18 protein-coding genes, 2 pseudogenes and 2 riboswitches are annotated in these 20171 nt (G+C 35.8%); of the genes and pseudogenes, 6 read left to right on the top strand and 14 right to left on the bottom strand.

The window, feature by feature from the left end; genetic code table 11:
* Nucleotides 1-36: 36 nt before the first annotated feature.
* The gene (locus tag JFU18_RS17010) at nt 37-1122 is read right to left on the bottom strand and encodes a transcriptional regulator (RefSeq protein WP_201034516.1); all 1086 of its coding nucleotides are present in this window, start codon (nt 1120-1122) and stop codon (nt 37-39) included.
* An 89-nt stretch (nt 1123-1211) separates the two neighbouring features.
* Nucleotides 1212-1361: a hypothetical protein gene (locus tag JFU18_RS17005; RefSeq protein ID WP_002016173.1), complete on the bottom strand. Its 150-nt coding sequence runs from the start codon at nt 1359-1361 to the stop codon at nt 1212-1214.
* A gap of 252 nt (nt 1362-1613) precedes the next feature.
* Here JFU18_RS17005 and cydA point away from each other — a divergent pair, with 252 nt between their 5' ends.
* The 3 genes from cydA to JFU18_RS16990 all read left to right on the top strand — a co-directional run bounded on the left by cydA (nt 1614) and on the right by JFU18_RS16990 (nt 5565).
* Nucleotides 1614-2969 (top strand): cytochrome ubiquinol oxidase subunit I, encoded by a 1356-nt coding sequence (gene cydA / locus JFU18_RS17000; protein ID WP_201034517.1) that lies wholly within the window; start codon nt 1614-1616, stop codon nt 2967-2969.
* Nucleotides 2962-3987 (top strand): cytochrome d ubiquinol oxidase subunit II, encoded by a 1026-nt coding sequence (locus JFU18_RS16995; RefSeq protein WP_002089640.1) that lies wholly within the window; start codon nt 2962-2964, stop codon nt 3985-3987. Before cydA ends, JFU18_RS16995 begins: the two co-directional genes overlap by 8 nt.
* Before the next feature lie 219 nt (nt 3988-4206).
* The gene (locus tag JFU18_RS16990) at nt 4207-5565 is read left to right on the top strand and encodes an arsenic transporter (protein WP_201034518.1); all 1359 of its coding nucleotides are present in this window, start codon (nt 4207-4209) and stop codon (nt 5563-5565) included.
* 251 nt (nt 5566-5816) lie between these two features.
* Here JFU18_RS16990 and thiC read toward each other — a convergent pair whose 3' ends face one another.
* Together thiC and JFU18_RS16980 are read right to left on the bottom strand one after the other, a co-directional pair.
* A complete protein-coding gene (gene thiC / locus JFU18_RS16985; RefSeq protein WP_201034519.1) occupies nt 5817-7577 on the bottom strand; it encodes a phosphomethylpyrimidine synthase ThiC in 1761 nt (586 codons plus the stop codon).
* A 112-nt stretch (nt 7578-7689) separates the two neighbouring features.
* Nucleotides 7690-7805, bottom strand: a riboswitch (TPP riboswitch).
* Nucleotides 7806-7876: 71 nt separating this feature from the next.
* Nucleotides 7877-8191, bottom strand: a pseudogene (locus JFU18_RS16980) (L-lactate permease); the annotation flags it as partial.
* Between the two features lie 158 nt (nt 8192-8349).
* On the opposite strand from JFU18_RS16980, the gene JFU18_RS30365 reads away from it, so the two are divergent.
* Nucleotides 8350-9375 carry a transposase gene (locus JFU18_RS30365; protein ID WP_307838353.1) on the top strand — a complete coding sequence of 342 codons (1026 nt, stop codon included), beginning with the start codon at nt 8350-8352 and terminating at the stop codon, nt 9373-9375.
* Nucleotides 9376-9574: 199 nt separating this feature from the next.
* On the opposite strand, the gene JFU18_RS16970 is transcribed toward JFU18_RS30365, so the two are convergent.
* The 7 genes and pseudogenes from JFU18_RS16970 to JFU18_RS16945 form a co-directional block, all read right to left on the bottom strand.
* Nucleotides 9575-10021, bottom strand: a complete 447-nt coding sequence (locus tag JFU18_RS16970) for a thioredoxin family protein (protein WP_242488453.1) — start codon at nt 10019-10021, stop codon at nt 9575-9577.
* A 78-nt stretch (nt 10022-10099) separates the two neighbouring features.
* Nucleotides 10100-10456 (bottom strand): thioredoxin family protein, encoded by a 357-nt coding sequence (locus JFU18_RS16965; protein ID WP_201050319.1) that lies wholly within the window; start codon nt 10454-10456, stop codon nt 10100-10102.
* Nucleotides 10457-10505: 49 nt separating this feature from the next.
* Nucleotides 10506-12479, bottom strand: a complete 1974-nt coding sequence (locus tag JFU18_RS16960) for an ATP-binding cassette domain-containing protein (RefSeq protein WP_374101400.1) — start codon at nt 12477-12479, stop codon at nt 10506-10508.
* A complete protein-coding gene (locus JFU18_RS30360; protein WP_110496661.1) occupies nt 12458-12574 on the bottom strand; it encodes a cysteine peptidase family C39 domain-containing protein in 117 nt (38 codons plus the stop codon). The genes JFU18_RS16960 and JFU18_RS30360 overlap by 22 nt, the downstream gene beginning before the upstream one ends.
* Nucleotides 12575-12660: 86 nt before the next feature.
* Nucleotides 12661-13773: a glycosyltransferase family 2 protein gene (locus JFU18_RS16955; RefSeq protein ID WP_201034520.1), complete on the bottom strand. Its 1113-nt coding sequence runs from the start codon at nt 13771-13773 to the stop codon at nt 12661-12663.
* Between the two features lie 255 nt (nt 13774-14028).
* On the bottom strand, nt 14029-14217 hold the full coding sequence (locus JFU18_RS16950; protein ID WP_201034521.1) for a hypothetical protein: 189 nt from the start codon (nt 14215-14217) through the stop codon (nt 14029-14031).
* A 323-nt stretch (nt 14218-14540) separates the two neighbouring features.
* Nucleotides 14541-14844: pseudogene (locus JFU18_RS16945) on the bottom strand (hypothetical protein).
* Nucleotides 14845-15436: 592 nt separating this feature from the next.
* On the opposite strand from JFU18_RS16945, the gene JFU18_RS16940 reads away from it, so the two are divergent.
* Nucleotides 15437-16390: an IS110 family RNA-guided transposase gene (locus tag JFU18_RS16940; protein ID WP_374101390.1), complete on the top strand. Its 954-nt coding sequence runs from the start codon at nt 15437-15439 to the stop codon at nt 16388-16390.
* Between the two features lie 169 nt (nt 16391-16559).
* Nucleotides 16560-16675, bottom strand: a riboswitch (TPP riboswitch).
* A gap of 71 nt (nt 16676-16746) precedes the next feature.
* Here the strand turns inward: JFU18_RS16940 and lldP are convergent.
* Nucleotides 16747-18405 (bottom strand): L-lactate permease, encoded by a 1659-nt coding sequence (lldP, locus tag JFU18_RS16935; protein ID WP_201034522.1) that lies wholly within the window; start codon nt 18403-18405, stop codon nt 16747-16749.
* A gap of 288 nt (nt 18406-18693) precedes the next feature.
* Here lldP and JFU18_RS16930 point away from each other — a divergent pair, with 288 nt between their 5' ends.
* Nucleotides 18694-19011, top strand: a complete 318-nt coding sequence (locus JFU18_RS16930) for a magnetosome magnetite crystal formation protein family (protein WP_002016181.1) — start codon at nt 18694-18696, stop codon at nt 19009-19011.
* 176 nt (nt 19012-19187) lie between these two features.
* Here the strand turns inward: JFU18_RS16930 and JFU18_RS16925 are convergent, their stop codons facing one another.
* Nucleotides 19188-19679: a metal-binding protein gene (locus JFU18_RS16925; RefSeq protein ID WP_002089644.1), complete on the bottom strand. Its 492-nt coding sequence runs from the start codon at nt 19677-19679 to the stop codon at nt 19188-19190.
* A gap of 50 nt (nt 19680-19729) precedes the next feature.
* Nucleotides 19730-20095 (bottom strand): YkvA family protein, encoded by a 366-nt coding sequence (locus JFU18_RS16920; RefSeq protein WP_002016186.1) that lies wholly within the window; start codon nt 20093-20095, stop codon nt 19730-19732.
* Nucleotides 20096-20171: the final 76 nt, after the last annotated feature.

Raw genomic sequence — 20171 nt, 5'->3', positions numbered from 1 at the left:
CAAATAAAAGGTACCATCCCAATAGGGTGGCACCTTCTATTTTTTACTCTTATCCAATTCCATTTCCGCTAAAAGCGGCAATACGTTATCGAAAATATGTGTATTATTATTCTCACCTGTTACATATCCACCATAATATCTACTAAATACATTATCATTTCGAAATGTATTCATCCGCTCATACAATTCCTTCGCAAACTTTGTATCACCTGTTTGTAGTACGTACAAAATTGTTAATCCGTAAGATGCTGGTGATTCATAGTTCACAGCTTGTTTTCCCGTTTCTAAGTTATAACGACCATATAACTTTTCGTCTTCGCGAAATTTCTTCTTTATAAATTCCAAATAAGCATCTGATGAAAGACCGCCTAAACTACGATGATAAGCAACGTATGATTGATCAATAAGATTCACTTCTTTATCGTACGTAAATGTCCCATCATCTTTATACTCTTTCGGGAATGCCCAGCCCTGCCTTGGATAATCCGCTAAAAACTGAACAACTTCCTGATACTGCTGTGCAGAAATTTTTCCATACTTTTCCATATAAGAGAATGCATGCGGATTTATGTAAGATGTTGTTGCAAAGTTATTTTGTTTTCCTGTATCTGCATCATAATAATCAACGTAATAATTACCTTTTTTATTATAACGAAGTACAGAATCACTCAATTGATCTGCAAGGTTTTTATAGCGATCTTCCTTGTACATTTCATAAGCACGATATAATTGTTCTATAATACGAAGATCATCGATAAGTGCATTAGTAGCTGACTGCATTTCTCCCTTTTCAGAGATTTTCCATATAACGATGCGATCCTTGTGTACAAAGTTATTTTGAATAACCTTCACTTGTTCATCAAATAAAGCTTGATCATCTTTATCAAGTGTATATTGTAGCCATAACCCTGCAGATTCTGATAAAGCTTCACGGCCCTTCGCTTCACCCTTACCTGCCTTTGTATCCTCTAAGCGATACGTTGCAAGTGTTCCATTTTCATTCACCATATGTCGTAAAATAAAATGCTCGGTACGATTTCCTTGTAAAGCTGACCAAAATACAACTCCACCTAAAGCGATTAAGAGAATAACCCCAATCCCTATATATAAACGTTTTCGCAAGCTTTTCACCTCCTTTTAAGGCTAACCTTAATTTTACCAGAACATACGCAAATATAAAAAAGACAATCCTTTAGATTGTCTCTCTCACCTTATCCTTCGCAGGCCTCTTTAGAAGGTCTATATAGCGATTCCACAAGTCGATCATATTCACGACGCGTAATTTCTTTATTATACAACTTTAATAATAAATCTCTATGCTCTCTTGAAAATGCCATCTTTTTAATGACTTCAGGATACATAAAACACCCTCTCCATTTCACATAAACTTCTTCATCCCGGAAATAGAACTTACGTTCGCATAGAAGATTATAAAAGATTCAGCCCTAAAAAACAAATAAAATATTACTAAATATCAATTTCTTTCTTTTCGGAATATTTAAACACTATATTACCGTACTCATTTTTTAAATACATATATATTTTTGGTAGTTTTTTGAATAAATTTTCCAATTCAATCAGAAAATAATGGCAAAAAGAAGGGGAGTATACATATGGATACCGTAACATTAGCAAGGGCATTTTTTGGTTCTTCATTAGCATTCCACATTATCTTTGCAACGCTTGGAGTCGGGCTTTCTTTAATGATTTTTATAAGTGAAATACTCTATCACTGGAAGAAAGATTCCGACTATGCCATTATGGCAAAAAGATGGACAAAGGCTTTTGCTATCCTTCTCGGTGTAGCAATTCCAACTGGAACAATTGTTGGTGTACAAATTTCACTTCTTTGGCCTGGTTTCGCCAAAATTGTTGGGCAAGTTATTTCCGTTCCGTTTCAAATTGAGATTTTCGCCTTCTTTTTAGAGGCTTTATTCATGTCTATTTACGTATATGCGGCTGATAAACTACCTCCAGTTATGAGATTAATCTCGCTATTTTTCGTTATGATTGGCGCCACTGCATCTGCCGTGCTTATTACATCGGCAAACACATGGATGAATACACCTGCGGGCTTTTCAATGAATCCAGATGGCTCAGTTTTTAACGTTGATCCGTGGAAAGCTTTCTTTAATCCGAGCTTTGGCACAAGTGCATTCCACGTCGTTATTACGGCCTATACAACTGGAGCAGCTGTTATCGCTTCTATCGCTGGATTTAAATTATTAAAGAAAAATTTAAGCGCTCGTGAAATTGCTTACCATAAAAAAGGATTACTATTAGGGCTTGTCGTTACATTTATCACAGGTGCTACGATGTGGCTTTCAGGACACGAATCTGCTATTGCCTTACATAAACATTCACCTGAGAAACTAGCATCTGCTGAAGCTTTGTTTGAAACGACATCACACGCGCCTTTATCGATTGGCGGGGTTGTGGACCCTAACACACTTGAACTAAACTATGCCCTTGAAATTCCGAACATGCTTAGCTTATTAGTGGGACTAGACCCTAACACCGTTGTAAAAGGTCTAAAGGAATTCCCGCAAGAAACATGGCCACCATTTTACACACATACACTGTTCAATTTAATGGTCGGCACCGCTGCCTTTACCTTTGCAGTTGCAGCTATTGCCCTCTTATATTGGTACTTTGTTTACCGAAAAAAAGGAGTAGAGTTACCGAAGTGGCTTCTTTGGGGAGCTGCCGCCTGTGGACCCGTTATGTTGCTCGGTATTGAATTCGGATGGATTTTTAGTTGTAGTGGTCGTCAGCCATGGACAATTTATGGCATGCAACGCACGGTAGATGCTTCTACGCGCGCTGATTTCGTCGGTCCTTTATTTGTTTTATTCATCATTTTATATATCGGACTTGGTATTTTAACCATCTTTGTACTACGGACATTCTTTAAGAAACATCCGTTAAAGAATGATTTACATCACGAAGGAGGCGATTCTCGTGCATGAGGAAAGCATTGCAATCATCATCTTATGGGCTCTTATTTTCGTATATAGCATACTAGGGTCTATTGATTTTGGAGCTGGTTTTTGGGGCATGGTATACGCTAAACACCCGACGCTTGCTGCCAAGCTTGCTAATCGGTACTTATCACCTACTTGGGAAGTAACAAATACGTTTCTTGTCTTTGTCGTCGTTGCTTTTCTCGGTTTCTTCCCAAAAGCGGCCTTTACCCTTGCAACCGTTATGTTTGTACCAGTTATGTTAATTTTAGTACTCGTTGCGATTCGTAGTACATTTATGGTATTTGCTTACTCCCTGCCAAAATACCAACACCTTCTTCGGATTATTTCAGGTATTACCGGGCTCTTAATCCCAGCTCTATTAATTACCGTTCTGCCAGTTACAGAAGGTGCCTATATTACGATGTCTGAAGGAAAAGAAGTGCTCCTTTACGGAAAACTTCTTTCTAGTCCCGTTATTTATTGTTATATGCTCTTCGGACTAACTTCGGAACTATTTCTATCATCTCTCTTTCTTGCTGATTTTGCTAGGGAACAAGGTTCTGAAGATACGTACCGAATTTATAGAAGAAATGCCATCATACTTGGTCCTGCAACGCTCGTGACTGCTATTATCGCTCTCGTTGTAATGGACCCTGAAACACACTGGCTTATGCAAGGACTAATAAAGCAATTCCCATGGTTTACAGTCTCTATCATTTTATTTGTTATCGGATACTCTTCCCTTTGGTGGACAAATAAGAAATATGGCACACTAGGCTTTCCTCGCATTGCAGTTTTAGCTGTCGTCGCTCAATATGCATTTGCAAGCTACGCTTACGGCGTCGCCCATTTACCTTATATCATTTACCCGGACGTAACTGTATTTACAAGCTTTACGACGGTCGAAACATTCTATGCACTTCTTATTCTTTACGCAATCGGGATTGCAATTTTACTACCAGGATTTATTTTCTTCTGGAATTTATTCTTAAAAGATCGAACATTTTTAAAGGAAAAATAGTAAATTAGGGGCATTCACACATAGAATGCCCCTAATTTATTAGACTCCTCTCCTAATAGTTATTACACTACCCCTTATACTTGCCTTATTGCTCAAAATACACATATTCACTAGATTAAGGTAGATGCCTAGTTCTTCTTATTTTCTTTTGAATATAATGCTATATAAACTTGAGACAAGCTACATTTGTTCAAGGGAAAGTAGAAAGGTAGGTTAAATATGAGCATTGAAATATGGATTACTATTATTGTATTCTTCTTAACGATGATTGTTATCTTTTGGCGACCTCGCGGTTTAAATGAGGCGTGGCCGGCAGCAGTCGGCGCTAGCATTATCCTCATTACTGGACTTGTATCAAAACCAGACGTCATGGACATTATAAGTAAAATCGGCGGTGCCTCTATAACGATATTAGCGACCATCGTTATGGCGGTTATATTAGAAAGCTTCGGCTTCTTCCACTGGTCTGCAGCGAAGCTCGCAAATTTAGCGAAAGGTTCCGGACGACGCCTATACTGGTACATTCAATTACTATGTTTTCTTATGACTCTTTTATTTAATAATGACGGTAGTATTTTAATTACAACACCGATTTTGATTTTACTTCTGAAAAACCTTCAATTAAAACCTCATCAACAAATCCCTTATTTATTAAGCGGTGCTTTAATTGCCACTGCATCTAGTGCACCAATCGGTGTAAGTAATATCGTAAACTTAATCGCATTAAATATTGTTAATATGACTCTTTATATGCATACAGCTATGATGTTTGTACCTGCAACACTAGGACTACTGTTTATGTCATGGCTCATGTATACAGTTTTAAAGAAAAAACTTCCAGAAAGATTACCTGTTTCTTCATATGATATTGAAGAAATTTTCTTCACGAAAAACTTCCATCCGTTAAAAGGACAGAATTCTGTTAATACGAAACAAAAACGTACGAAATTCATGTTAAAAGTATTAGGCTTCGTTTTCCTTATGCGCTGTCTTCTATTCGTTGCATCCTTCTTATCGATTCCAATCGAAATTGTTGCCGTACTCGGTTCACTCGTTCTTCTCATCTGGAGATGGTACTACTTACGAACAAACCCAGTCGATATTTTGAAAAAGACACCGTGGCACATTTTAATTTTCGCTTTCTCTATGTATGTAATTATTTACGGGCTTCATAACGCAGGGTTAACAGCGGCACTTGTAAGTTGGCTCGAACCAGTTGTAAGTCAGCATCTACTCTATGCCAGCTTTGCAATGGGCGGACTCGTTTCCCTCCTCTCTAACCTCTTCAATAACCACCCTGCACTTATGATTGGTACAATCACATTAACAGAAATGGGACTAGATCCAGTCACATTAAAAACTATCTATCTCGCAAATATCATCGGTAGTGACATCGGTTCACTATTATTACCAATCGGTACACTAGCTTCCCTCATTTGGATGTATATCTTAAGACAAAACAAAATTAAAGTGAAATGGAAAGATTATTTAAGCGTATCTCTCATCGTAATCCCACTCACAACAGTCGTCACATTATTCCTCTTATACTACTGGGTACAATTATTCTTCACCTTATAAAGTGAAACTTTATAAGGTGGGTGGGTGTTCATCCCCCACTGATTATTAGCCCGTACCAATCGGGCGTTTACGGACAGTTTATCTCCCACCTAACTTCTTTGCTCCAGCCGAATTTTGAGGTGGGAGTTTTACTGCCCACAAATAGCGGGATAGACGACAGAAGCCCCCTTTGCTACCGTCTTAGCAAAGGGGGCTTCTTCTATATTTAAGTTAGGTACAGTGTGATCAATCAAGTAAAGAGGGGTAACGTGTTATTGATATAAGTGACTACCAGTTTCTTTGAATTCTACCGCTTTCTCTTTCATTCCTTTTTCAATTGCTTCTGTCGTTTCTAAGTCATTTTCTTTCGCATATTCACGAATATCATGTGAAATTCTCATACTACAAAACTTTGGGCCACACATTGAACAGAAATGCGCTGTTTTCGCCCCTTCTGCTGGCAACGTTTCATCATGGTACTCCATCGCGCGTTCAGGATCTAAAGATAAATTAAATTGATCGCGCCAACGGAATTCAAAGCGAGCTTTTGAAAGTGCATCATCACGCTGATGAGCCGTTTTGTGCCCTTTCGCAAGATCAGCTGCATGCGCAGCGATTTTGTACGTAATAACCCCTTCGCGAACATCATCTTTGTTCGGTAAACCTAAATGTTCTTTCGGGGTTACATAACAAAGCATCGCCGTTCCAAACCAACCGATCATCGCAGCACCAATCGCTGAAGTAATATGATCATAACCTGGTGCAATATCTGTCGTTAACGGCCCAAGTGTATAGAACGGCGCACCCTGACAAATATCAAGTTCTTTCTCCATATTTTCTTTAATTAAATGCATCGGTACATGCCCAGGTCCTTCAATCATAACTTGCACATCATGTTTCCAAGCGATTTTTGTTAATTCACCAAGTGTCTCAAGCTCAGAAAACTGCGCTTCGTCATTTGCATCTGCAATAGAACCTGGACGTAATCCATCTCCAAGAGAAAACGAAACATCGTACTGCTTCATAATTTCACAAATCTCTTCAAAGTGAGTATATAGGAAGTTTTCTTTATGATGGAATAAACACCACTGCGCCATAATCGAACCACCGCGCGAAACAATACCTGTCATACGCTTTGCAGTAATTGGAATGTAACGAAGTAATACACCAGCGTGAATCGTGAAGTAATCAACGCCTTGCTCCGCCTGCTCAATTAACGTATCACGATACACTTCCCACGTTAAATCCTCTGCAATTCCGTTTACTTTTTCAAGCGCTTGATAAATTGGCACAGTTCCAACTGGTACCGGAGCATTACGAATAATCCACTCACGTGTTGTATGAATGTTTTTACCTGTAGATAAATCCATAATCGTATCTGCACCCCAGCGAGTCGCCCACGTCATCTTCTCTACTTCTTCTGCAATAGAAGACGATACAGCAGAGTTTCCGATATTTGCATTTACCTTCACGTGAAAATTACGTCCAATTATCATCGGTTCCGCTTCAGGATGGTTAATGTTCGCCGGCAAAATCGCACGACCTTCTGCAATCTCCTTACGAACAAATTCAGGCTCTACCCCTTCACGAATCGCAACATATTCCATCTCAGACGTAATAATGCCATTACGCGCATAATGCATTTGCGAAACATTTGCACCTTGCTTCGCTCTAAGCGGCTTACGATCCATTTGCGGGAAAACAGGTGTATGTTTTGAAGCCACTTTCACACCGTCATCCTCAGGTTTAATTTCGCGTCCTTCATAAGCTTCCACATCACCACGCCCTAAGGTCCAAGAGTGGCGCGGCGTTGGAATCCCCTTATACAGCTCCACTTTATACTCTGGATCTGTATAAGGTCCACTCGTATCATACACACGGATTGGCGGATTTTGAACACCGTTCGTATCGCTTTGTTCAATCTCGCGCATTGGTACTTTCATACCCGCGCGGGTTCCATCCACATACACTTTCTTACTTCCTGGTAAACTCGATTTCAATTCAATTTGCTCAGCTGAAACAGACTGTTTCATAACCTTTGTTGCCCCCCTGTTCGTGACAAGGACGAGATATGGCCAGCGCATGCCAAAATAAAAAGAGCCAGGTCCATAAAAGAATAAGGACCTGGCTCATAAAGGCATAATTATGTAAAGCCGTTAACTTCCCTACGCTGGTACGAGCCAGATCAGGTCCAAAGGGTTAAGAAGTTCACACGCTTCTCTCTCAGCCTACGCATACGTTAGGCACCCCTAGTTTATCACTGATTTAATTTTCAATACTTTCCCATCATACACTATAATCTGAAAAATGAAAAGTTTATTTCTTTTGTTGCTTATGGAATCATCCAAGTTAAATAATAAGCTTGCACATACGTCATAATCCCAACAATAGTAACGAAGAATAAACTATGCTTCAATGTAAAGCGGAACAAATCTGACTCTTTCCCAGCAAGTCCAACTGCCGCACAAGCAATCGCAATTGATTGCGGAGAAATCATTTTACCTGTTACACCGCCCGTTGTATTTGCTGCAACGAGAAGTACTTCAGATACACCGACTTGCTGCGCTGTAATTGCTTGTAAATTCGAGAACAGTGCGTTCGCTGACGTATCTGATCCTGTTAAGAATACACCGATCCATCCTGTAAATTGTAGCAAGAGATGGTTCTATCACATATCATAACGCAATAACCGAAGCACACCCAGAAGCTGTACAAGTAAGCGATTGCTTCCACATTTTAAAAAATCTAACAGATTATGCGTCTGATGTATTAAAGAAGGAACTAAAGAACTCCGTAAAAATCCCTGTGGATGAATCAAAATGTGAGGAAACTTGTACGCAACAAGATAATATCCCGCAAAGCAATATCAATCGTAAACTAACTATTAAGGAAAAGTACGAACGTGCACTTCAATATAAAGCTGATGGGAACAGTAAAAGCTGGATATGTAGCCAGCTAAATATGGACGTTCGGACATATGACAAATTAATACGTCTATCAGAAGAGGAAAAGCAGAAAAAATTTAAAAAGCAAGCAACGATTATTCACGAAGAAAAGGTACAAAGGAAAATGAACGATATAAATGAAGTACGAGAGTTAAAGAAGCTTGGGCTTAGTAATAAGGAAATATCCCGTAGAACGGGCTTTGATCGTAGAACGATAAAGCGGTATTTCGATGAAGACTTCACGCCGGTACATGCTTCTTATGGAAAAAAACGGAGTAGTAAATTGGATCCTTACAAAGAGGAGATTAAAGATTTATTCGAGCGAGGGCTAATGAGTTCGAAAATAGAAAAAATAATCCAGGAAAAGGGTTATAACGGCTCATCATCTAACTTGCGAAAATATGTACATGAATTAAAGCAGAGGAAGAGAGAGCGCGCTCAAACCTTTAGTGAATCACATACTCTAACCGAAACCATAAAACGTTCAAATATCTTAAAACTTCTTTACAAGCCACTGGAAAAGGTAGAAGCTATTACACAAGAGCAATTTGAACGTGTTTGTGAAGAACACCCTATTGTAAAAATAGTTTATGACTTAACATGTGAGTTTAAAAACATCTTCACCACAAAGAGTGTTGAGAATCTCGACCATTGTATCGAGAAAATTAAGAATACTAATATACAAGAGTTTAAGAGCTTTACGAATGGATTAGCCCGGGATATTGAAGCTGTCAGAAATGCGGTAACTTATGAGAATAATAATGGTCTTGCCGAAGGGAGCATAAACAAGTTAAAGCTTATTAAAAGAATCATGTATGGTCGATGCCAATTCTCCACATTGCGGACAAAGATTCTACTTTTGGAGAGAATGAGACTTTTCAACTAACTCCGGGAAGAACCATTTTTTACTTGCCAAATACATTCATCAGTCCCGTTTGACAAAGAGCCTTTGTCTCTGCTGCATTTTGCTATTTCATTTCGTTCGTTAACATACTTTGTTGTAGTCATTTATGAACTTTTCTTCTATAATCTAATTTTGAAAAATCTTGCGAAGGTAATTTTTTTGGAATTCTAAACGTGACAAATCATTTCATTTCAAGTTTCCTAATAAATGTTTCATTCTCTTCTAACCAATTATGAAAAATTTCTTCACTCAAGCCATTTTTTTCATCCCACTGAATCATGCTTTTTACTTTACCTTGTTGAAATAATAAAAATGCTGGCGTTTGATCAAAACCGTATCTTTTTTTGAACGCTAACCACCTATTTTTATCTTGATGTATATTACTTATATTTACTAAATAAAGTGAGTCTTTAAGAGGAAAAGTTTTAACTTCCTTCTCTAATATTTTTGAGAAAAAAGAACAATCGGAACACTGACTATTTCCGATATAAATAAAAATATCATCCCCATTTTTAATTCTTTTTTCAAATGAATCTACTGTAATTGAATTGAGATAATCATAACTTCCAGTATTATCAATAACAATTTGTTTTTCTATTTCCAAAGTAGAATTATTTCTTTTTAACACTGTATTTTCTCTATAAAGAAAAAAATACTTAGCAAAAAAATAATAATAATTACTCCTAAAACTCCATATTTTTTCATATCAGAAGTCCACTTCCTTTATCGTTTGCTGAAATTCTGTGTCAGTAAAAGCAGTATTCATACGTTGAACTTCCTTTCCATTTCGATAAAATATTAATGTAGGGGTTCCCTCAATATGATATTTTTTTGATTGGCTGACATAATCTTTGTCTTTGTTTCCAATGATAGTGTATACTATCCCTTTATTTCTCTTTGCATAATCGTTCACAATAGGGTCAACTAGTTTGCAAGGTGCGCAACCATCTTGCTTTACGAAAATAATCACTTTTTCATTTTCTTCTACTATATTCGGAATTTGATTAAACTTTGTATATTCATAATTAGTCTTTTCATAGGTCATTTTGTGATACATAAACATTCCAAAAAACCTGCTAACACCAGAATTGAAATACTAATAATTATTTTTTTCATATTATCGCCTTCTTTATTATATTGTTATCTTTGACAATAAATTCTTCCAAGCATTTTTCTGTTACCTCTTTATCGTGTGTTATAAAAATTTTCAATCCTTCTAAGTTTAGCAAATAGTTAATAACAGATAATTTTACATCTTCATCTAAACCATTTGTAATTTCATCAAAAATATAAATCTTCTTTTTGATCAATGTAGAACGTAGTATTTTAACAATTTGCATTTGCCCTAAACTTAACTGTGTACCATCTACATTTTCAAAGTCTATATTTTGAAAAGCAGAATCAGCGTTGAGTTCATTTATAGTTTCTATGATATATTTGTCTTCAATATCCCGTCCTAACTTGATATTATCTAAAACATCAGACTCAAATAAACTCTCACGTCCATCTACATAAATAATATTATCTCTAATAGATTCTTCTGAAAAATCTTGTAAGTTTTGTCCATTAACCTTAATACTCCCATTATCAGGAATATAAAGACGAGCGATCAATTTACCAAATGTTGACTTTCCTACCCCATTTAATCCACTAATAGCAAGATTATTACCCTTAATATCTATTGAAAGATTTCTAAATATTTTAGCTGTTGAATCATAATCAAAGGATACATTTTCAAAACTAACTTCTATATCTTCTGCGGGTATTTCAAGTACCTCATCTCCAAAAAATTTAATTCTTGATTCAATTATATTGTAGAGTTTAGCTTGTGCTACTTTTCCTTGTACCAGTGATGACTGTAAGTTAGCAAGATTAAGAATTGGATTTGTCACATAAGAAAGTAATGCATTAAATGTTAGCAGAACACCCGTTGATAATTGGTTATTAATAATTAGATACACTCCGCATGAAAATAGCAAAATGTTAAATGAAGATAAAATAAATATTTTAAGTTGATTTTGCATAGAATCAAAATTAAACATTTTTGTTCTCGTACCAATATAGTCCGTAAGTTTATCTACTCCTCTGTTTCCAAATTCAGTTTCTAAACTAAGCTGTTTAATAATACTCATGTTGCTAAAAATATTGACTACTGTAGTATTAAATTCTTGGCCCGTTTTGACCAACGATTTACTCAATTTTTCATAACGTCCTTGTGATAAATAAAGTACAAGCAAAAGCGTAACAATTAATACAAGAACAAGACCGGATAATCTACTTTCAGATTTGAATAACAAATAAAAACTGAATCCCATAGTTATAACATTCACCGGAATCATTTGAAGATAAGTTAAAAATCTTTGTCGGATCATTAATACGTTTGAGAGGTTAGTAAGCAATTCTCCTACCTCATAAGATTCAATTGCCATATTTGGTTTAGCTAACAAGCCTTTAAAATATTTTTCAATAATTATTTTGTCAATTTTTTTACTCATCAAGTTATACATAAAATTATTAGTAAAAGATAATACGAAATTTAAGATATTTATCACTAGATAAACACCCATTAATTCTAATACAAGTGCACTTAGCTTTTGTGGTATCAGAAAGTTGAAGTACAGAGAATAAATATTTGCAAGCACTACACCCAGGAGATAAATTACAATTGATAGGACAAATGATATAACAAGTTGCCATTTTACTAATTTTAAAATTCTCCAGATACTTACTTCTTTAGTATTTTGTTCTATTTCGCACTTTATTTCAGAATTTTCTAAATCAATTTCTAATACATACGGTTGCCATATTTCTATGAACTTCTTTATTGTCATTACTTGTTGCTTATCTTTAGTAGAATCTCCAATAATTAAACTAGATTTTTTCTTTTCAAAAACTGTAACGAAATGTATTCCCTCCTCATTCTCAATTTGTGTAATAAACGGATAAGAAACTTCATCAAATACCTCTCTCTGCTTAGTTGCTTGTGAAACAGTTCCATTAATCCCCAAACGTTTTAGACCTCTTTTTAAATCCAAAAAGTTAGTCCCCAACGAATTATTTTTAATTAATGGTCGCACTTCACAGATTGAGACTTTTTTGCAAAATAGTTCTTCATTATCATAGCGACACACGCGGCGCCACAGTCTTCCTTACCAATCTGAGGAATGACTTCATATTTCATAATTAATCTCCTTACACTGAAAAATCAGTTACTTTTTAATGTTATTGAAAATTATATTAAGTGATTTTTTTGAATTTATTATATATCTAACCAAGCTTTTTTAACATTTTTGAAAGATTAGAAGAAAAATTATTTGAATTGAGCTTATGAGCTATTTCATAAGCAGTTTTGTAATCTTGCAACTCAAAAAATAATAATCCTATTAAATCATCAAATGCATATCCATTTTCAAACAGTGATTCTTCTTGATTTAAAACATTGTCTCTAGTATAAATTAGCAACCTAAGTAATTCTTTTTGTTGGGATTTCAATTTTTGAATTTCTTTTATTCCTGTGAGATATATTGCTACAGAACGATCTTCCACAGTTCCCCTCTCGGCACTTTCAAAAAGCATAGTAATATACTTTTCTGCTTCATCATTTTTATTTTTGCTTAAATAATAAAAGCCTAAATCCTTAGCAACCTGGTTACTATAAGAGTCATCAGGAAATTTTTTAAAAAAGTTAAGCATTCCTTGTTCATACTCTTGGTCAGTCAACATCGGCTTAGCATCTCTATAGTAAAAATAATAGTACCTAGAATTATTGGGATTTTGCTTAAGAATTTTTTCTATTAAAGTTGTGTTCCTGAGTGCTTTATTCTTATTTTTTATCACGACATCTTCATACCCATCATGTTTTACCACTACTTTAGATATTTTTATAGACACTAGATTTAAGCTTTCCTCTATCACAATAGGGTATTCATGAATAACTCCTTCGAATTTAACGGTGTTATCGTTAGGCAGAATTCTACCAGCATTATAAAGAACAGAATCATCTGTATTTATTATTTTCGGTGCAAAAACAATTCTTTCTCTATTGTTAGCATGTTTCAACGTATTTTTAATAGCATCATCAAGATGATCAATACTACCTTTTACTAAAATTTCATCAGAATCTATAAAAAAGATCCAATCTTTACTGGATTTAGAGATTCCAAAATTTCTAGCTTCTGCAAAGTCATCGTTCCAATCGAAATGAAAGATTTTTATATTTTCCATTGTAGCTAAGATACTCAATGTATTATCTGTTGAACCAGTATCAACAACTATTATTTCATCACCTTCTCGTAAGTCCTCATGTATAGCTTCTATACATCTCTCTATTACTCTTTCTTCATTTTTACATATAACGACTATTGAAAATGATTGACTCATTTCATCCTCCTGAAATTAGAATAATCAGATAGTTAAATCACTTTTCTATTATTGTATTATCTTACTTTGAAAAATAAATTATTATTAACAGTATTTATGAAGATATTCTGTGTACTACTGCATTTCGCTACAACTGCTATTGTTCCCCGCAATACAACCTGCTATAGCGATAGGTAACGATTTACTATACAAGGAACAAAATTGACCTGCTCCTCCATATTATTGTATTATCTTACTTTGAAAAAATAATTATTATTAACAGTTTTTACGAAGATATTCTGTGTAATGCTGCATTTCGTTACAACTGCTATCGTTTTTTGCCATACAACCTGCTATAGCGATAGGTAACAATTTACTATACAAGGAACAAAGGTAACTTGCTCCTCCATTAGGTAGCGACGTTTCCATTTCTTCATCTGTTAGTTTACGCAATAAATTAGTCATTACTTTCTCCTCCATTTAGTGATTTAACTATCTTTATTATTCAGAGCTAAAACTCAAAGAGAAAGCTCTTACATTTATTGTAACATTTTTTCCTTAATATGTTAATTCTTTTGTTGTCTTGTTAGTTAAAGGGGTACTTAGTACAAAAAATAACCGTAGATAGTAGCACGAACACTGTTCTTGTTATAATTAATTTTTTTCAGAACGTCTATAATCCTCTTTTAAAAAATATATGTAAATATAATAAAAAACGAATGATTAATAGAAATATTCTACACCACTCGTTTTTTATCGGACTTCTTTTTACTGTACTTTTATTTTCTTTATGAGTTATTAGAAAAATAATTGTCTATATAGGTCTTTATTTTTTCAAAATCCTTTTTCATAAATAAGATTGTCTGGTACTTCAATTATTGGAAGATTATTTTCATTATCAAAAGATGGACACGGTTTGGGAACTACCAAATAGTCAACTGAGTTTTTATCCCTAATATAATTAATTGAAACATCATAATACTTAGAAAAATATCCCTTCAAATCATCCTAATTCCTTAAAAATGGTAGAGAAAATATTGAACCATAATTTATACCAGCGTCGACAATTAATACAAAGCATATTTTTTTCATGATACACCCTCCTCATATAATAAGTTTTAAGTTAATAACTGTTCCTTGAAAATTAAATAGTTTTTATCTTCAAGAGCTACATCAAAAAAATGATGTATGGGTAAAATTTAGTCTTGGATACTGGGGGATTTCCCCAGATAATGGAAGTGTGAAAATGGATCCATCGGGAATATGCTTACTCCTCCTGTAGTTCGACCACGTTAAAAGACTGTGACCCAGACCAAAATGCACTGCATACGCACAAGCTGTATCGGTTTCCTTCACTTACCTCTCATAGTGGTGGGAGGGCAGTTTAGGTGAAGGCAATCATTGAATACTCATACGCGAGGTTGTGGCTATGTTTTGGACTCTAGGGAGATCCCAAAGTATCCAAGCTCATTCCAAATACTATTCAAAGAAAGGAGGTCCTTTCCATGAGATTATTCGTAGCTATTGATGTAAGCTCTGAAAAACTTGATGTATGTTTTCTTGACATTCATGACACTGTTTTGAAAGAAATTTGTCTTTCAAACGATGTGAATGGACCAACGCCATTAAGGAGGATGTTCTCCATTTTCACCAGTTGTACAACTATAAAAAAATTGTCATTGGCATGGAATCTACTTCCGTCTATAGTTTCCATCCTTCCATGTTCCTAACGGAAGATAAGGATTTGAGGGCTTTAGACGTGGAAGTGGTCGTACAAAATCCAAAAGCCATCCATCGGTATAAAAAACTCTTTGAAGAAGATAAGACCGATAAAATAGATACTTTCCGTATTGCCGATTTTTTACGAATCGGGCGGTATAATAAGTTTCTTATCAAGGAGGAAAAATACGTTGCCCTTCAACATTTAATACGATCTAGATATCAACTCGTTCACCAGCAAACAGAATGTAAGCAACACTTTCTGGAGAACCTTTACTATACGAAAGAGTTAAATACCTCTGTTTTTGGTGCGACGATGATGGAAATACTCTCAGATTCCCTTTCGTTGGATGAAATTGCAGAAATGGATCTAGAAGCACTCGCTATTCTTCTTCAGAAAAAGGGGAAAGGACGCTTTAGCGACCCGGAAAATTTAGCGAAAACCATCAAGAAAGCCATACGTGACTCCTACCGACTAGGTAATGTCGTTCAAGACTCTGTGGACGTTGTATTAGCCACTTATGCACGATTGATTCAAACATTGAAAAAACAAATCAAAGAGATAGAAAAAAGCATTACTGCTTTTTTCGAAGCCATTCCAGAAGCGAGATATTTAACAAGTGTTCCAGGCATTGGAGTCGTATACGCCGCGGGAATCATTGCAGAAGTTGGACAAATTGAACGCTTTGAGAACGAAGCACAATTGGCCAAATACACCGGTCTTTACTGGAAAAAATCGCAATTTGGAAACTTTGAATCGGAACGAACACCCATGACACGAACGGGGAACCAGTATCTTCGTTATTACATGGTTGAAGCTGCCAACTCTGTACAACTTCGTGAAGCTACTTACCGTGCTTATTATTTAAAGAAATATGATGAAGTTCCGAAATACAAACATAAAAGAGCCCTTGTCTAAAGCCGTAACTAGATTCGCTAAATTGTTTTTCAAATATTGGACCAAGCACTTGACTGATTGCTTATTGAACAACCCTATCCACTACTGTTGGTATTCCCAATTTGCGCATCTTCCATAAAAAGAGCCAGGTCCATAAAAAAATAAGGACCTGGCTCATAAAGACATCATTATGTAAAGCCGTTAACTTCCCTACGCTGGTACGAGCCAGATCAGGTCCAAAGGGTTAAGAAGTTCACGCGCTTCTCTCTCAGCCTACGCATACGTTAGGCACCCCTAGTTTATCACTGATTAAATTTTCAATATTTTCCCATTATACATAATAATCTAAAAAATACAAAGTTTATTTCTTTTGCTCTTTACGGAATCATCCAAGTTAAATAATAAGCCTGTACATACGTCATAATCCCAACAAGAATAACGAAGAATAAACTATGCTTCACTGTAAAGCGGAATAAATCTGACTCTTTCCCAGCAAGTCCAACTGCCGCACAAGCAATCGCAATTGATTGCGGAGAAATCATTTTACCTGTTACACCGCCCGTTGTATTTGCTGCAACGAGAAGTACTTCAGATACACCGACTTGCTGCGCTGTAATTGCTTGTAAATTCGAGAACAGTGCGTTCGCTGACGTATCTGATCCTGTTAAGAATACGCCAATCCATCCTAAGAATGGTGAGAAGAACGGGAATAATCCGCCAGTTCCTGCAAGTGCTAACGCTAATGTAGAAGATAGACCAGAATAGTTTGCGATAAATGCGAATCCTAATACGAATCCAATAGATAGAATTGGCATTTTTAGTTCATTTAACGTTTCTTTAAATGTTGCTACTGCATCTTTTGCACTCATTTTCAAAATAAAGATAGAAATGATACAAGCAATTAAAATTGCTGTTCCAGTCGCTGATAAAATATCTAATTTCAAGATTGCTTCATAAGGTGTTGGTTTATTTACAATAGGCTCTGCTTTCATTACTAAATTGTGCAAGCCTGGAACTTCAAATTTAAATACGAGACTTTCTAAAGCGCCGCCCGGAGCGAATAACGCTTTAAAGAAACTTTGGCTCCAGATGACTACCATCACAGTCAAAATAATGAACGGAGACCACGCTTTTACTACTTTTCCTACCGTTAGTTTCGGCATAGATGTCGCCGTCGTTGCTGCTACTTCACTATTCGCTTGCTTAGTTTGATAAATTTCTTTCGGTTGCCAAACTTTTAAGAATAGCGATAAACTTACTAAACTTACAAGCGCTGACGTAATATCCGGGAGTTCTGGTCCTAAAAACGTCGCTGTAATAAACTGTGTAATTGCAAATGAACTACCCGCTACAAATAAAGCAGGCCACGTTTGTTTTACTCCTTTAAAGCCATCCATTAAAAATACGATAAAGAACGGAACAAATAAAGATAAGAACGGTAATTGATGCCCAGCCATTTGTCCAATTTTATGCGGATCAATGCCTGTCACTTGTCCAGCAACTGTAATCGGAATCCCCATCGCTCCGAAAGCTACTGGTGCAGTATTTGCGATTAAACAAAGACCTGCTGCATATAAAGGATTTAGCCCAAGGCCTGCCAGAAGCGCTGCCGTAATCGCTACTGGTGCACCAAATCCTGCTGCCCCTTCCAAAAATGCTCCAAATGAAAATCCGATTAAAATAACGAGTAAACGATGGTCATTCGTAATGGATAATACAGATGCACGAATGACATCAAATTGACCTGTTTTCACAGAAATTTTATATAAAAATACTGACATGATGATAATCCACGCAATTGGCCATAATCCGTATAAGAAACCGTATCCGGTCGCTGCCATTGCCATTGTGAATGGCATTTTATACGCAAATAACGCCACCAAAATCGTTAATACAACTGTAATAAATCCTGCCACATACCCCTTCATGCGGAAAACCGCTAAAGCTAAGAAAAAAAAGATGATTGGAATAAGTGCGACTGCTGCCGAAATCCAAATGTTACCGAACGGATCGTAAACTTGTGTCCATGTGTTCATTGTTCTCTCCCCCTAAAGAATCCCCTTTTAAATAAGATATAACCTTATCAATAGACTACCAGGTCATCATACCTTTAAGTCTAAAAAATACAAAACGTTCAAGAAAACGTTTTCAATAATTTTATCACAACAATTTTCATTTAAAAAGATTTTTTTGAAAATTTCATCATTTAAAACAGAAAATCTTACAAAAACGTCACGTTCTTGTAATGTTAATCGATAGGAAGCTCGCCAAATCTACTGCATACTAAAGGTATAACAACGAACATTACTTATGAGGTGATATATATGAACGGAAACAAAATATTAGCAGCTTTATCATACTTTAGTGTATTATTTGCGCCTATCTTATTCCCTATTATCGTGTGGATTGTGGGCGATTCTGAAACAAAACCACATGCAAAACGTGCTCTATGGACACACATTATTCCAAGTATCGCAACATTTATTGGATTAGTTATTTTAGGAATTATGGGCATCGGATCTGATCAACCAGACGTAACACTTGGAATTGGAGCAATCATCGTCTTATGTATTTGCGGGATCATTAGCTTATACTACTTTATTTGGAATATCGTGAAAGGTATTAAGGTACTGAAAGCTTAGTTTTAAACAAACGTTTGATTAAAAAGGAACTGTCCAAAAATTGATGTCGCATGATCGTAAATGAAATTTTATCGGCGATTCGACAAGGAATATCGACTTAACTACAAAATACGACAAGAATAACCTACCTATTAATAACAAAAAAACCGTCCCAAATACCTTTTGGGACGGTCTTTTTATCTTCTGCGTTTCTTCTTTTTTCTCATCATTTTCTTGCGGCGCGTATTCGCTTTATCCGCTATAATGTGGAGCGTACTCGCCACAACAATCCCCATTACAAACGTTACAATTTCAACCTCGTGTTCCTTCGCAATTTCTATTAAATTTCCACCGAATGCGATTATATTTAATAGGAATAAAAACGGAGAAAACACGATTAACATGTATGCAATACGAATAATATCACCAATTATAATCGTATGTGTGAAGAAGGAACGATGGGGCATTACGCTCCTATATGGATACCAAAAAATACGGAGGAATCCCCATTTATTATACGCATTACTGTACGTATCTAAATCCGGTGTTAGAAATGAAGTACCTACTAAAAAGCCAATTGCAAAAGTTAATAAAAAATCAAAACTTGTTAATCCATACGAAAAGAGCATAAACAAAACAACCGGAAGGGATATTAAGTTTATTTTCGTATGCGTTCTTCCTGATGGCATAATGCACTTCCTCGCTTACGTTCGCCCTGTCATCCTATGACAGTTCTCACCTATTGATCTAATTTTTGATCGATAAATGATGTGTCTATATCCGAACCAAACCATTCTGCCAACTTCACTCGTGCCTTATCTTTCACATCTTCATTTACGTATATCGATGCTTGTAATAGTGCGGCCATTAACGCACCTAAATCATCCGTATAACCGACTCCAGCAATGAAATCTGGAATGGCATCAATCGGTGCAATGAAATAAGCAAGTGCTCCGATTACAATAATTTTCACTCGTTTTGGAACATCCGGTCTTTGCAACACGTAAAACAACAATAAACTCGCATAGATTACCGACTGCCCTGCCTGCTTCGCAACATGTTTTATTTTCTTCCAAAACGCTTCAACTGAAAATTTTTGTTTCATTCAAAAGCCTCCCTATTTTCAAAAGAAATAAGCTACAATATGTTATGTTATCAGTAAAAGTTCATCAAAATTACAC

The organism is Bacillus sp. TH22 (genome assembly GCF_016651015.1).
Lineage (GTDB): Bacteria > Bacillota > Bacilli > Bacillales > Bacillaceae_G > Bacillus_A > Bacillus_A mycoides.
Note: the sequence above shows the minus strand (reverse complement) of the source record. Positions and strands in the feature narration are given on the sequence as shown.